We start from the raw sequence: 12273 nt of genomic DNA on the forward strand, positions 1-12273 counted from the left end.
CATAGATTATATTTTAAGAAATAGAAAATTGTATTCCTCTTTAATTTAAATTGTGGATAAATATAAAATTTTCAATAGAAAGACTTTTTTATTTCTACATATAATATTATAATTTCTATATAACATTATAATTTCCTATTTATTATAAAAAAATTCGTCTACTCGCTAACGCGGTGACTCACAAAAAATAACCCTTAATAGAATATATATTCTATCAAGCGTTATTTTAAGAATCATTATTATATTAATGCACTATAATACTTTACTTAAGAAATCCTTAGTTCTTTCATTTTGAGGATTTTCAAATATATCTTTAGGAGTTCCTTGTTCTATTATTTTTCCTCCATCCATAAATATAACTCTATCCCCTACTTCTTTTGCAAATCCCATCTCATGAGTTACTACAACCATAGTCATACCCTTTAAAGCAAGGCTTTTCATAACCTCTAAAACTTCTCCAACCATTTCAGGATCAAGTGCAGATGTTGGCTCATCAAATAACATAACGTCAGGAGACATAGCAAGAGCTCTTGCTATTGCTATTCTTTGTTTTTGTCCTCCTGATAGTTGTTTCGGATAATTGTTTGACTTATCTTCAAGTCCTACAGTTTTTAATAACTGAATAGCTATTTTTTCACTTTCTTTATCACTCATACACTTAAGCTTTTTAGGCGCAAGTGTAATATTATCTAATACACTCATATGTGGGAATAAATTAAATTGTTGAAAAACCATTCCCATCTTTTCTCTTTGTTTGTCTATATTATTAGTATTGCAAGTTATAGATTTTCCTTCAAATATTATATCTCCACTTGTGGGATACTCTAGTAGATTAAGACATCTTAAAAATGTACTTTTTCCAGATCCACTAGGACCTATAACAACCACTACCTCACCTTGATTTATATTTTCATCAATGTCTCTTAAAACATGATTATTTCCAAATTTTTTATTTAATTTTTTAATCTTAATCACTTACAGTCATCCCCCTTTCAATTTTGTTCATGAATTTAGAAAGTGTAAATGTTAATACAAAATATATAAAAGCTGCAGCTAGTAGTGGCTCAAATGGTTGGAATGTATTTCCTCTAATAATATTAGTATTATACATAACATCTGCAATACCAACCATCATAACTATAGATGATTCTTTTATTAAAACTATGAATTCATTGCCTAGTGCAGGTAATATATTTTTAAGACCCTGAGGTATTATAATGTATCTCATAGCCATATTTTGACTCATTCCTAAAGATCTTGCCGCTTCCATTTGTCCTTTATCAACAGCTTGTATACCTGCTCTTATTATTTCAGCAACATATGCCGAGCTATTGATTGATAGAGCTATTATTCCAGCTACAAAAGGTGGAATATCTATACCTAAACTAGGAAGTCCATAATATACTATAAATAATTGAACCAATATAGGTGTTCCTCTTAAAAACTCGATATATATACTGGCTATTATATTTAATACCTTATTTTTAGATAATTTCATAAGCGATACGAAAAGACCTAATACTACACCTATAAATACTGAACATACTGAAAGCAAAACTGTATTTTTAGTTCCTGTTAAAAAGAACATATAATATTCACTTAAGAAAGAAAAATCCACTATACTCAACTCCTACTCAATCATATCTGTCGCTTTGACTACAAATTCTTCTATTTTATTTTCTTTAACTAATTTATCTAGTGTCTTATTTATTTGATCTACAATTTCTTGATTTCCTTTTTTAATAGCTATAGCAGATCCGCCAGTTTCATCTTTAACAGTTATACCAGAAAGAGAAAGATCTGTATTTTTTTCTATATACGCTTTTGCAACAGGAAGTTCAACTATTAAAGCATCTACCTTATCACTTTTTAATTCAAGCATAAGATCTGGTACTTTTGAAAGAGATTTAATTTTAGCATCTTTTATTTGATCTTTAGCTATACCTTCTTGAATAGATCCCATTTGAACCCCTACAGTTTTTTCTTTTAAATCCTCCATAGACTTTATATTATCTTTATTTTCTACTTTAACAACTACAGCTTGAGTTGCATTATAATATATTTTACTAAAATCTACCTTTTCTTTTCTCTCATCAGTAGGAGTCATACCCGCTACTACAAAATCAACAGTTCCTGTATTTAAAGCTGCAAGTAGTCCACCAAAATCCATATCCTTAATTTCAAGTTCAACTCCCATGTCCTTAGCTATTTCTTTAGCAATTTCAATATCAAATCCAACTATTTGATCTTTTCCATCTATTTCTTTATGAAATTCATAAGGTGGATAATCTGCGCTAGTTCCAAGAACTATTTTTCCTGATTCTTTTATTTTTTCATATTGAGAAACCTTACTTTTACCACATCCTGTAAATACCATTCCTAAACATAAAACCATGAATACAACAATAATTTTATTAACACTTTTTTTAAACATTTTAAATTTCCCCTCTCATATTTTATCAAATTTACTTTAGTAATTTAAATCATTAAAGTGAAACCATCAACCATTTCCTCTTAAACACCTCCTACATAAAATTCGTCTACTCGCTAACGCGGTGACTCATATCGCCAACGATCCTTACAGGCTCCGTTGCTCAAAAATAGTCTCAAGTGTAGCTTTTTCAATCAGTTATCCACAAAACAAAAATGATATAGTTTCCTATAGAATAAAAAAACTCATCTCTTAAAAATAAGAGACGAGGTATATGCCCGTGTTACCACTCTTGTTGATATAATAAAAATTATATCCACTCATTAACCTTTAACGATAGGTGCCGTACTTTCCTACTACTATTTCAGAAAATCTCCTCCGCGGCTCTTTTTGATATAACTATGCTACTAGACTCACACCAACTCTAGCTCGCTTTAACAATCATCATACCTACTCTCCACTTCTCTGGATTTAAATATTTTTTTATATTAAAAAACTCGTCTCTTAAAAATAAGAGACGAGTTATATACCCGTGTTACCACTCTTGTTGATACAATAAAAATTGTATCCACTCATTGACCTTTAACGATAGGTACCGTATTTTCCTACTAATATTTCAGAAAATCTCCTCTGTGGCTCTTTTTAGTATAACTATGCTACTAGACTCACACCAACTCTAGCTCGCTTTAACAATCATCATACCTACTCTCCACTTCCCTGGATTTAAATATTTTGTTTCTGTTTTTCAACTTAATATGTATTATACACACATAGTTTTAAAGTGTCAATACATTTTTATTTTTTTCTATAAACAGCGATTTATAACAATAATCTATAATCTCACTTCTTTTTATTATACCTATAAAAATATTTTGATCATCAACAACAGGTACAAAATTTTGATTTATACTCAGAAAAATTAAATCTTCTATATTTGAATCAATATAAACAGGCTTATTATCCATTTTTCTAGATATGCCTTCTAATAAAATTTTACTGGTATTTTTAAAATTTAAATCAGGTGTATTTTTTAACTTCCAAAGTAAATCACCTTCAGTAATTGTTCCTATATACATTCCTTCATCATCGATTATAGGAATAGCTGTATATCTGTGATACTCCATTTTTTCTAAAGCTTGACGCATTGTTGCTTGTGGTGTTAAATAAGCTACCTCTACTTTAGGCGTAAGAAAAAAAGCTATATTCATATGTTTTCTCCCCTATTTATAAATTTTAATCTATCTAATTAGTATGTTACTTGAGATTAAAAAAGATGTCAAGTTTAACGTAATGTGTATAAATTGCCATAATAAAATATAAGGATATCATGTTATACTTAATAAATACAGTATTTATTAAGTGAAACTTACAACTAGAAAACTTTTGGGGGGATTTATTTTGAATATTATTATAAGATTTATAGGTATATTAATGAGTTCTTTTGGAATTATTTTAAGCTTAATATCTTCATATCAATTTTCACATATATATAACTTCAAAAAACTATTTTTTGCAGCATTTATAGGAATTTTAAATGTATTTGCACTAATATTGTTTATAAATAATAAAGGTTATACAAAAAACGATATTAATTAAAAAAATTCGTCTACTCACTAACGAGGTGACTCATAACGCAAACAAGTCTAACGACTCTGTTGCTTAAAAATAGTCTCAAATGTAACTTTTTTAATAAATCATCCATAGAACAAAAATTTATAATACCTTAATATATAAAAAAGTCGCTTTATAAAAAAGCGACTCTTAATATAATCAATCTATATAAAGATCGTATACAAGTTAAATATTATAATTTAATAACGTTAGAAGCTTGAGGTCCTCTAGCTCCATCAACTACTTCAAACTCAACTTGTTGTCCTTCTTCTAATGTCTTATATCCATCTCCTTCTATAGCTGAAAAATGTACGAATACATCTTCTCCACCTTCAATAGATAAGAATCCATAACCTTTTTCTGCATTAAACCACTTAACAGTTCCCTTGTTCATTTATAACATCCTCCTAAAACGAATTTGTAACAAATGTAGCATTTGTTTACTTTATAATTAAAAATACTACATTTTCAGCTTAATGTCAATACATAAAACAAAACTTATCAATAATGTACCCTAACAAGCCAAAATTTAATTTTTTTATTACTCCAACCAAGATCCCAAGGTACTCTATATCTATCAGTGTTATGACAATTAACAAGAGAATATCCATTAGAATCAGATCCTGTTACAACTGAAATATGAGTTACCTTTCCTTTTTTCTCATAAGCTACAAAATCACCTGGTTCAAGCTTATATGAAGCCTTGTAAACCTTATCATAATCTCCATATGCTATTAAAGATGCTCTTCCACTATATATCATATAATTTTTAAATCCATGTGCATTTACCCAAGCCTTAGTAGCTCCCTTTGAATCATAATTCCACGCTTTTGTCTTTTTAAAACTTCCTCCTTCATATAATATTTGTGATGCGAAGTTAGCACAATCTCCTCCTAGAGGATTATAGTTTCTATACTTTCTATTATACTTAAAACCGTACTCTTCATCTGATGCTGCTCCACAAAACATATCTGCATATTCTAAAGCTTTTTTTCTTCTTTCATTCATATTAGAACTATCCCTTTTTCCCTGCTCTAAAATATGTTTTTTAATATCATTAAATTTTATACCTTCTAAGTTAAGAGAATCTGCAAAAGGATCTGTATACCACTCTTTAGTTATACACCAACCTTCTTCATTTTTCATAGTATTTAATGAGTGATATGTTCCTATTCTAAACATGTTTATTTCATTTTTAGCATTATCATATTCGTATTTATACTCAGTTGATGCAGTAAAATTTATCGAATACCCTCCTTCTTTACTCTTTATTCTATTTATCTTTATTTTAGTCTTTATATCTTTAAATTTAATGCCTTGTTTATTTGACCATATATGTAAATACTTCATTTTTTTCATTTCATGTTCATATGCCCATACTCCATATTTAGTACTTTTATCGTATAGATTATTTAATTTTTTTTCATCTGCATCTAAAAGTGCTATATTTCTTGTTTCAAATATTTCCTCTAATATTTGCATGCATTCTTGATCATTAAAAGCAGTTATAACCTTAGATTTAATCTCAAATGAATATAAAGATATAGCAAAAGCCAGTATACATATAATTCCAATAACAGATTTTCTTTTATTTATTATAATAAACACATTTATACCCCCTATAACATCCTAAAATCTATTCAAAGAATTATATGTATTAAATTTCAAAAATAGAAGTGTAAAAAAATAAACGAGATATCCTCGTTTATTTTTTACAATGAATCAAGTATTTTTTCAATTTTCCTCACTACTTTATTAATTTTTTCATCAATACCCTCATTCCTTATTTTAGCACCACACTTTGGACAATAAATACAGCATTTAGGTAATACAGCCTTGCATCCTGGTTCAGGACAAAATATATGCCCTACATCCTTTGGTGTTACTTTTCTTTTACACCTAGGACATCTACTTCCAGGTATATCAGAAATTTCTTTATGACACTTAGGACATTTAATCATTTTTATCTCCCCTTGTATAATTTCCTATTGCTTATAAAAGAGCTATTTACTTAAAACTCTTTATATATACTATTCTTTTTTCATGATTATTGATAAAATATAGATATAAATGATTTTAAAATTCAGTTTGAGTAAAACTTTATCCGCAGCAATATTAAGTAGGAGTGATTTTTTTGAATTATATAATTTTTGATCTTGAATTAAATAGTAAACCTTTCAAAAGTAAGATACCAAACGAAATAATAGAAATAGGAGCAGTTAAAGTAAATGAGCAGTTAGAAATAACAGATAAATTTCAAGCTTTTATAAAACCTAAACACTTTCCTAAATTGTTCTCTCGAATAAAGAAAAAAACTAATATACAACAAGTGGATATAAATAGTGCTAAATCATTTAAATTAATAATGAAAATCTTTAAAGAATGGTTAGGTGAAGATTATTTATTATGTTCTTGGGGATATGATGATTATTATCATCTAAAAACAAATTGTAAACTTCATAATATAAGATCAAATTGGATTAATGAATTTTTAGATATACAAAAACAGTTTTCTATAATTCATAAATTAGAAAAAGGTAAGACAGCTAGTCTTTCAAATGCATTAATTTTGTACAATATAGAAGTAGAGGAAGGAAGTATGCACAGAGCTGATATTGATGCTAAATATACTTGTAAAATATTTATTAATCTATTTAAAAAACTTGATTTTTCTAATATTATCAAAAAATAAAAGCTCTTATAAAGAGCTTTTATTTTCAAATATTTTTTTTGCCTCCATCATACGTTGAATTGCAGTTATAAATATCAATAAAGAAAATATATTAGTTATTAAACCTGTATTATTTGGAATTAATATCATAAATGTAAAAAATATAAATCCTTCTGTTCTTTCAGCTACTCCAGCTTGATAATAAAATGACTTTATACCATTTTTTTCGCTCAAAGCACCCACTGTTAAAAATATAGTCATTGAAAAAATTATGCAACAAGTAAGTATCAAATAGTTAAATATTAACTGATTAAATTTAAGTGCTAAGCTTATTATAATAAATATTTCTACAATTCTATCAAAAGTAATGTCAAGTAAAGTTCCCCAAGGAGTTGAATTATTACTTTTTCTTGCCATAGCACCATCCACAGCATCTAAAAAACCAGATAGCCAAAGTAATAAGCATGCAACTATATTATAATCAAAATACACTAATACAGATGCTATTACTCCTGTTATAAATGCTAATATCGTAACTTGATTAGGTGTCATATTTAAAGTCAAAAAACCTTTAGAAGTTTTATCTATTATAGGGTCAACATATTTTCTTGCATGAGTATCTAACACTTTACGTCCTCCTCATCTGCTACCACCATAAGTCCTTTTTCATTATATTGTACGAAAACTTTTTCGCCAATTGTAAACTCTAACTCAGAGTTATATACTTGTATTGCTTCAAGCTCCATAAAACCAATACATATTTTAAAAATTATAAAGCCTTGTCTAAATGAATATTCTTTTATTGTACCTTCAAAGATATTCCTATATTCATTACAATTATCAATTTTTAATACTTTTAAACATTCAGGTTTTAAAATAAGATTTCCATTTATATTATCTTTATTGAATTTATTTGAATTTATCTTCAAATTATTTGATATAAATATATTATTTTTGATGTTTCCATATAAAACATTATTAATTCCCATAAATTTAGCAACATACGTATTGATAGGATTTTCATATATTTGCATAGGGGTTCCTTTTTGCAATATTTTTCCTTCTTTCATAATAATCATATTGTTAAATAAATTGAATGCTTCTTCTATATCATGAGTTACAAATACTATAGTCATATTATATTCTTTATGAAGTTTTAATATAAGATTTCTCATTTCTTCTCTTAATCTAGGATCAAGAGCACTAAACGGCTCGTCCATAAGTAATATATCAGGCTTTAATACTAAAGCTCTAGCCAAAGAAACTCTTTGTTTTTGTCCTCCGCTTAATTCATTTGGGTATCTTTTTTCAAACCCTTTAAGGCCTACAGATTGAAGTACATCTTCTATCAATTTAGAAATTTCTTGTTTTGAAAATTTTTTAATCTTAAGACCAAAACTTATATTTTCATAAACACTCATATGAGGAAATAATAAGTTTTCCTGGAATATCATACCTATATTTCTTTTTTGAGGCAAAATAGCATTAATTATTTTTTCATCCATAGATATAGTTCCACAATCTATATTAATAAGACCTGCTATTATCTTTAAAAGAGTTGTCTTTCCACATCCAGATCCTCCAACTATTCCAAAGAAATCTTTATCCTTAATTTTAAGTTCGTCTATACTTAAATCAAAATTAGATATTTTTTCATACTTATTATAAGTTTTATTTATATTTTTCAAGTGTAATTTTGTCATAAGCAACTCTTCCTCTCATGTCTGTATCACAATGAATCGTAATATCTTCTTAGGTAATATTCCATAATTCCAAATGTAGATAAGCATATAAATGCAAATATTATAGCATATACACATCCAATAGTTTTTTCTCCAGAACTAATATACGGAACCATATTAGTTGAAAGAGTCTGTATCTGTCCTCCTCCTATTAAAATAGTAGTTATATACTGGCTAAAAGATATCAATATCGTTAAACTCGACCCAGCTATAATACCAGGAAGCAGAAAAAATATTTTTACATTTATAAAAGTATCTAATTTGCTAGATCCAAGCATTTGGCACTGTTGCTCCCACTCAAATCCAAAATTTTCAAAACTAATTCTAATAGCCCTTATCATATACGGTAGTGTAGGTATTATATGTACTAAAACCACTCCCAATATACTTTCTGTTAAATTTATTCTTATAAAAGTTTTATGTATTCCCATAGTAGATATTATTGGAGGTATAACAATAGGAATAAGAAGAAAAAACTCGATTGTCTTCTTATATTTAAAATCATACCTAGCTATCGCATCTGCTGCTGGAATTGCAACTATTAAATTTATAATAGATACAATTAAAGCTATTTTTAAACTCACAAATATAACATCTAATGAATTTCTATTTAGTAAAACGTCTTTCCATCCTTTAACACTTAATTCTTTAGGGATTATACTTGGCCAAGTCCATCCACTAGAAAAACTCATAATGAAAACAAATCCAACCTGAACTAACAAAAATAATATCAGTAAAAATAATATTAGTAGTCCTATCTTATCCCCATATTTAGACTTTGTCACTTTATATTCCTCCATTTTTGCATACTTAAGCGATTGAAAATATATCCCATTCCTGTTATAACTAATACTGCAACTACATTTATAGCAAAAGCTTTAGGTCTTTGGGTTAAATCCGAATTCATATATATTTGATATGAATAAACAGAAATCATTTTTGGATATGTAACTCCCAATAAAAAAGGAATTTCAAATTCAGCAAAAGTATATGAAAATATTATAAAACATGATATTTTAAGAGGATTAATCAACATCTTCAATATAACTTTTTTAAAAAGTTCATTTCTATTTCCACCTAGCATATAAGTTAATTCTAGCCAATTTGATTCAACTTTTAAAATAACAGGATATAACATTAAAACTATAAATGGAGTGGTTTTTAGAACATAAGTTAATATTATTCCTATACCAAATTCATCATTTACTATTATAGGAAATTCATCAATACTGTTTATTATACCTAGTTTTAAAAAAATAGAACTTATCCATCCACTTCTATTAAATATAAGTAACATAATATATGAATACACTAGGTACGAAAATAGCATAGGTATTTGAATTAAAAGTTTTAATCTAGATGCAAACTTATAAAATACACCAGTCTTTATTATATATAATAAATATACTATAAAAGTTCCCGCCAGTGCAGATATTATTGTAGATATTACAGCTATTTTGATTGTAATAAAAAACGACATCCAAAATTCTGTCGATTTAAATATTTCTTTATAATAGCTAAGAGTAGCATCACCTATATTATATATAGATGATGCTCCTAGACTCTGTATAATACCTTGTATTAATCCACATATGAATAATATAATAGTAAGCATTATAGCTGGAAATACTAGCAAATACGGTCTAATTTTTTGAGACATTTTCCGTCCAGCCTTTTTCTATTTTATCTATGTATTCAGCCTTCATTTCTGGAATTTTATATTTTCTAATTTCATTTAAAAATTCTAATTTATTTTCTTTATAAATTTTATCTATTTTCAATTTATCTTCATCAGAAAGTTTATCATATGATATACTAAGTCCATCTCCCCAATTAGTAGGGTTTAATTTTTGTATCTGAGCTTTAGGTGATAACAAAAAGTCTATAACTGCCATAGCTCCAGCTTTATTCGATGCATTAAACGGTACGCTCAAATAATGAGTATTAGATAAAGTTCCATCATTTAACACAAACACATCTGTTGATTCTTTAAATTCTCCGCTTTGAACTTTGTTAAATGCGTGAAGCGGATTATAAGACATAGTCATTAATATTTCCGAATTTGAATATAGCATATCAAGTTTAGCACTACTTTCAGGATATGTCTCTCCCTTTCTCCATAAATAAGGTTTTATTTCATTCATATAGTCCCACATACCACTTAAATCTTTGTCTTCTACATAATCTTTTTTAAATAAATCCATATAAGTTTGACGTATAAATGCACTTCCTGTAAAATCTGGTATTGATGGGTATGTAAATTTTCCAGGATTTTGCTTTATCCAATTAGTAAGTTCTTTTATATCCTTAGGTGGATTCTTTACAACCTCAGAATCATATATAAATACAAATTGAGATTTTCCAAAAGGAACTTCCATTCCCATAGTATCTTCTCCAAAATCATACTTAATATCATCTGCTTCTTTATCAACATATTGATTATAATTTGGAAGCTTGTCCACAAAAGGTCCCCAAAGTAAATTATTCTCATTTGCTAATTTAAAATTTTCTCCATTCATCCATATTATATCTATGCTTCCATTTGATTTGTCTACTTCTTTTTCTGTAATTAGCTTATTTATCATATCTTTTGGATCGTTTATAGGAACTCTATTTAAATTAATATTCAATTCTTCTTTTACCAACGGCTTAATCCAATTATCCATATATTCATTTACTGATTTATCTCCAGCCCACATATATATATTAACTGTTTGATCACTAGCCTCTTTAGCAATATCTTCCCATTTCATTTCAAGTAAATTTAATGATTCCTCTTTCTCTTGATTTGAGCATCCAGATAATACCCCCAAACTAACTAGTATTAAAAGTACTATAGCTATTATTCTTTTCATAAACCATTCTCCTTTGTTATTTTTTTAATTGTTCAATACATGTTTTGCATTTATACCTATTAATCCACTTTTTTAGGGAATTAATATTTTGTTGATTAAAATCTAAATTTATATTATCATTAAATATCAAATCTAGTATGTGGACACTTTTCTTACCTGCTGTTTTCATGGATCTAACGCAAGACTCACAATAAGTCAATATATAATCAGATTCAGCTTCATAAGCTCTCTTTCTCATATGATTTAATGCTTTTTCTTTATTTTTTATACTTAATTTTCCTCCACAACACAAAGTTCTTTCTCTTGTATTATTAAATTCTTCTATATTTATACCCATTTTTTTCAATACATCTCTGACACTTTCATGAATAATATTTTCTTTTCTTATAGGACAAGGATCATGAAGAGCAAATACTATATTTAAATCCTTATATCTTTTATCAGCACTCTCTGGTATTCCAATATCATTTATCGATTCCCAAACAGATTTCACCTTAATATCTGGACTATTTTCTTTTATAGTCTTATAGCAGGTTTGACATGCTGTTATTACCTCTTTTACCTTCATCTTCTCTATTTCTTCTTGTAATTGCGAATAATATGATTTGAAGTTTTCTTTATCTCCTGATATTTTAGAAGGAGCAGCACAACATTTCAAAATAATACCCGTACCAACTAGATTATCACTTAAGTATTTATATGTTTTCATCACTATTTCAGGACTATAATCAGTTAGACTGCACCCTGGAATAAAAGCCCTTATATTGTCTTCGTTATAATCACTTGATGCAGTAAAAAATTTTGAAAAACTCGCTAATTGATGTAATTTAACTCCTATATTCCTATTTTTCATAATCAATTCACCCTTTAAGTTTAAAAATAATATAACTTCTTCAAATATACATAAGACTCTTCTAATTAGAAGAGTCTTATGTATATCAAATTAAAGTATATCATATATAA

The 12273-nt window shown here is 27.4% G+C and carries 15 protein-coding genes and 2 other annotated features; of the genes, 2 read left to right on the forward strand and 13 right to left on the reverse strand.

The genetic code is table 11. From position 1 onward, the window contains the following. Positions 1–252: 252 nt before the first annotated feature. The 4 genes from N4A48_RS04625 to N4A48_RS04640 form a co-directional block, all read right to left on the reverse strand. Positions 253–975: an amino acid ABC transporter ATP-binding protein gene (locus tag N4A48_RS04625; protein ID WP_293664643.1), complete on the reverse strand. Its 723-nt coding sequence runs from the start codon at positions 973–975 to the stop codon at positions 253–255. Next, entirely contained in the window at positions 968–1618 is a 651-nt protein-coding gene (locus N4A48_RS04630; RefSeq protein ID WP_293664644.1) for an amino acid ABC transporter permease, read from the reverse strand. The genes N4A48_RS04625 and N4A48_RS04630 overlap by 8 nt, the downstream gene beginning before the upstream one ends. 12 nt (positions 1619–1630) lie before the next feature. Further along, on the reverse strand, positions 1631–2434 hold the full coding sequence (locus N4A48_RS04635; RefSeq protein ID WP_293664645.1) for an ABC transporter substrate-binding protein: 804 nt from the start codon (positions 2432–2434) through the stop codon (positions 1631–1633). A gap of 255 nt (positions 2435–2689) precedes the next feature. After that, positions 2690–2906, reverse strand: a binding site (T-box leader). A gap of 35 nt (positions 2907–2941) precedes the next feature. Further along, positions 2942–3158, reverse strand: a binding site (T-box leader). A gap of 49 nt (positions 3159–3207) precedes the next feature. Next, positions 3208–3639 carry a CBS domain-containing protein gene (locus tag N4A48_RS04640; RefSeq protein WP_293664646.1) on the reverse strand — a complete coding sequence of 144 codons (432 nt, stop codon included), beginning with the start codon at positions 3637–3639 and terminating at the stop codon, positions 3208–3210. 190 nt (positions 3640–3829) lie between these two features. Here N4A48_RS04640 and N4A48_RS04645 point away from each other — a divergent pair, with 190 nt between their 5' ends. Then, complete coding sequence (locus N4A48_RS04645; protein ID WP_293664647.1) at positions 3830–4027, forward strand: hypothetical protein; 198 nt, start codon at positions 3830–3832, stop codon at positions 4025–4027. Positions 4028–4235: 208 nt separating this feature from the next. On the opposite strand, the gene N4A48_RS04650 is transcribed toward N4A48_RS04645, so the two are convergent. From N4A48_RS04650 to N4A48_RS04660, 3 genes are all read right to left on the reverse strand, one after another. Continuing rightward, positions 4236–4436, reverse strand: a complete 201-nt coding sequence (locus N4A48_RS04650; RefSeq protein ID WP_293664648.1) for a cold-shock protein — start codon at positions 4434–4436, stop codon at positions 4236–4238. A gap of 107 nt (positions 4437–4543) precedes the next feature. Continuing rightward, entirely contained in the window at positions 4544–5650 is a 1107-nt protein-coding gene (locus N4A48_RS04655; RefSeq protein ID WP_330665049.1) for an amidase domain-containing protein, read from the reverse strand. A gap of 104 nt (positions 5651–5754) precedes the next feature. Next, positions 5755–6003, reverse strand: coding sequence for a hypothetical protein (locus tag N4A48_RS04660; RefSeq protein WP_293664649.1), 249 nt, complete (start codon positions 6001–6003; stop codon positions 5755–5757). A gap of 173 nt (positions 6004–6176) precedes the next feature. Between N4A48_RS04660 and N4A48_RS04665 the strand changes: the two genes are divergently transcribed. Continuing rightward, the gene (locus N4A48_RS04665; RefSeq protein ID WP_293664650.1) at positions 6177–6734 is read left to right on the forward strand and encodes a 3'-5' exonuclease; all 558 of its coding nucleotides are present in this window, start codon (positions 6177–6179) and stop codon (positions 6732–6734) included. Between the two features lie 6 nt (positions 6735–6740). Here the strand turns inward: N4A48_RS04665 and N4A48_RS04670 are convergent, their stop codons facing one another. The 6 genes from N4A48_RS04670 to N4A48_RS04695 are packed head-to-tail and all read right to left on the reverse strand — an operon-like array spanning position 6741 to position 12163. Then, complete coding sequence (locus tag N4A48_RS04670; RefSeq protein ID WP_293664651.1) at positions 6741–7340, reverse strand: CDP-alcohol phosphatidyltransferase family protein; 600 nt, start codon at positions 7338–7340, stop codon at positions 6741–6743. Then, positions 7334–8416, reverse strand: coding sequence for an ABC transporter ATP-binding protein (locus tag N4A48_RS04675; protein WP_293664652.1), 1083 nt, complete (start codon positions 8414–8416; stop codon positions 7334–7336). The genes N4A48_RS04670 and N4A48_RS04675 overlap by 7 nt, the downstream gene beginning before the upstream one ends. Positions 8417–8442: 26 nt before the next feature. Next, the gene (locus N4A48_RS04680; RefSeq protein WP_293664653.1) at positions 8443–9240 is read right to left on the reverse strand and encodes an ABC transporter permease; all 798 of its coding nucleotides are present in this window, start codon (positions 9238–9240) and stop codon (positions 8443–8445) included. Next, positions 9237–10115, reverse strand: a complete 879-nt coding sequence (locus N4A48_RS04685) for an ABC transporter permease (RefSeq protein WP_293664654.1) — start codon at positions 10113–10115, stop codon at positions 9237–9239. Before N4A48_RS04685 ends, N4A48_RS04680 begins: the two co-directional genes overlap by 4 nt. Beyond that, positions 10099–11310: an ABC transporter substrate-binding protein gene (locus tag N4A48_RS04690; protein ID WP_293664655.1), complete on the reverse strand. Its 1212-nt coding sequence runs from the start codon at positions 11308–11310 to the stop codon at positions 10099–10101. Before N4A48_RS04690 ends, N4A48_RS04685 begins: the two co-directional genes overlap by 17 nt. Positions 11311–11326: 16 nt before the next feature. Further along, positions 11327–12163 (reverse strand): (Fe-S)-binding protein, encoded by an 837-nt coding sequence (locus N4A48_RS04695; protein WP_293664656.1) that lies wholly within the window; start codon positions 12161–12163, stop codon positions 11327–11329. Positions 12164–12273: the final 110 nt, after the last annotated feature.

The organism is Tepidibacter sp. (assembly GCF_025210165.1).
Lineage (GTDB): Bacteria > Bacillota > Clostridia > Peptostreptococcales > Peptostreptococcaceae > Tepidibacter_A.

Bases quoted from the DNA above. Each gene is read 5' to 3' on its own strand.
- N4A48_RS04660 (WP_293664649.1), bottom strand. From the start codon at position 6,003: ATGATTAAATGTCCTAAGTGTCATAAAGAAATTTCTGATATACCTGGA.
- N4A48_RS04635 (WP_293664645.1), bottom strand. From the start codon at position 2,434: ATGTTTAAAAAAAGTGTTAATAAAATTATTGTTGTATTCATGGTTTTA.
- N4A48_RS04640 (WP_293664646.1), bottom strand. From the start codon at position 3,639: ATGAATATAGCTTTTTTTCTTACGCCTAAAGTAGAGGTAGCTTATTTA.
- N4A48_RS04690 (WP_293664655.1), bottom strand. From the start codon at position 11,310: ATGAAAAGAATAATAGCTATAGTACTTTTAATACTAGTTAGTTTGGGG.
- N4A48_RS04650 (WP_293664648.1), bottom strand. From the start codon at position 4,436: ATGAACAAGGGAACTGTTAAGTGGTTTAATGCAGAAAAAGGTTATGGA.
- N4A48_RS04685 (WP_293664654.1), bottom strand. From the start codon at position 10,115: ATGTCTCAAAAAATTAGACCGTATTTGCTAGTATTTCCAGCTATAATG.
- N4A48_RS04675 (WP_293664652.1), bottom strand. From the start codon at position 8,416: ATGACAAAATTACACTTGAAAAATATAAATAAAACTTATAATAAGTAT.
- N4A48_RS04695 (WP_293664656.1), bottom strand. From the start codon at position 12,163: ATGAAAAATAGGAATATAGGAGTTAAATTACATCAATTAGCGAGTTTT.